The following is a 1,888-nucleotide window of genomic DNA, read 5'->3' on the forward strand; positions in this document are numbered from 1 at the left end:
GGGGCCATGCAGAATTTGGGAGGTATTTTCCATGGTTTATTTGGTCCAATTCATTTCAACTTTCTTCCCATCGGGGGTGATCATCCAACCACGCTCAATGACTTCTCCATTCTCTCTCTGCGGTTCCCTGAAATCCCCGCCGGGCATTACATAACGATAAGTTCGTCCGCCTATGGCGTTGTACCACTCTTCCACATCCCAGCCAACCAGCACGGCATGATCCGCCAAGCGGATCTTGAGACGCAACAATGAACTGCCATTTTTACGAATAAAGTCCAAAACCTCATCGGGAATCCGCGAGGCAACCTGGACGGTGTAGTCTCCAAGAATGCTTCCGCCCTCATAGCCAGCAGTAGTCTCACGCAATCCATTGCGATTTTTCCGGGGTTCTGCATCATCCGTTCTCCATGTCACATGCAATGTTCTGGGAATGGACATGGCGTCGGGATAGGTTGAATGGCGACCACCTCCTTCACCAAGAGATAATGCAGCACGCCACACCCTGTCATTTTGATCAAGCATCGTGACGTTGTTCTTATCTTCACCTACCGCACTGATATACAATGCTCCCCCACGAATTCCTCGATATTTATGGGTTAGCATTTTTTCTTCAGGCGTCAAGTTGGATACGTTCCATGGGCGTGCTTCCGAATTCAAAAGAATATAGCAACCACCCACAAAAAAGCCAGCAACAGGATCAACAGCAATTGACGTCGATAATATAGCAGTGCAGTGAGTTTTCTAAAGATATTGGTCTTTTTCATAATTATTTTATCACCAGATTTCCAAGATTATAACCATTTTTTGACAACCAATTCCAGTAGCTCTCCATATTTACAGTGCCCGTCTCATCGGCTGTATACAGATATTTTATTTCTGGAAGCAAAGGGACAGATGGCTCCAAGTCTATACGAGGAAGCAGATCGCGAGGTGTATAACTTATAAAGTTGTGCTTTTTGATTTCAGCATAAGTCAGTCCTGTATTTTTCATATTAAGCTGTTTCACCTTGTGGCCATCGGTGTAGCGCACATCCCGATCCTCAAGGCGGCCAATGGCTTCACCCAAGGCTATATTTTTACTTTTGTCATGCAATACGGGATTGGGTGGCATATCGATCGATTTTTTGCTCATCTCGACTCCGGCGCTTCTCGCCTGCTCAACCATCCATGCCAATGCCACTTTGGACAAGGAATTTTCCTTGAAACCACCACCAATGTCCGAGTGTGAACCGATAAATCCCTGTTCAATTCGGGTTTTGTCTTTTGGCATTGCCGTACCCATGATGGATTCCAATGGGAATGCACCCCAGTCCCTTTTCCCATCACGGTGCTCATTCAAGGCCACCGCGTGGGCGACATAGGAAAATTGTGCAGGGATGGTTAATCGGTAGTTTTGATGTGACGAAAAATTGGTACTCAACACCGTATCCCACAAACCCATAAAACGGAAGTTGACCTTTCTGCAGACTTCCTCTTTCGTCTTCTTGTTTTTATAACGATACCAACCTTTCGAATCCGTTTTTGCCGCAATCCTGTTAGCAAAATCACGTGCCTGTGCAGCGCCCCGACTAAATCCGATGATATCTACCTGCATGGTCTCATCTTCTTTCGTGTTTTTGGCTTCTGTATTGAAATATTCAATCATGCGCTCAATTCTCTCTGGCCCTGTACAATTTAACCCTTTGTCTTGGGTGGTAGACAGAACTAAAGGAACAAAACATGTTTTTGGCTCGATGGGACGCGTGGGATCGCTCATGTCGATCGTTCCGACTCCACTGATATAGCGGATTTCTCCATTTGATTTTTCGTAGTAATCTTGAAAAAGAACCACATTGGTCATGCTATCCCCTGACTTGTCAAGCTCAGACACATTCGTACTATTCCCCGT

2 protein-coding genes are annotated in these 1,888 nt (G+C 45.7%); both read right to left on the reverse strand.

Features of this window, described 5'->3' with window-relative positions:
* Positions 1-36 precede the first annotated feature (36 nt).
* Positions 37-621 (reverse strand): hypothetical protein, encoded by a 585-nt coding sequence (locus VTU_RS32565; protein WP_138927808.1) that lies wholly within the window; start codon positions 619-621, stop codon positions 37-39.
* Between the two features lie 145 nt (positions 622-766).
* The coding region (locus tag VTU_RS31215) for a phospholipase effector Tle1 domain-containing protein (protein WP_236610645.1) at positions 767-1,888 on the reverse strand (1,122 nt) is incomplete at its 5' end.

Source organism: Verminephrobacter aporrectodeae subsp. tuberculatae At4, from assembly GCF_000193225.1.
Taxonomy (GTDB): domain Bacteria; phylum Pseudomonadota; class Gammaproteobacteria; order Burkholderiales; family Burkholderiaceae_C; genus Acidovorax; species Acidovorax aporrectodeae.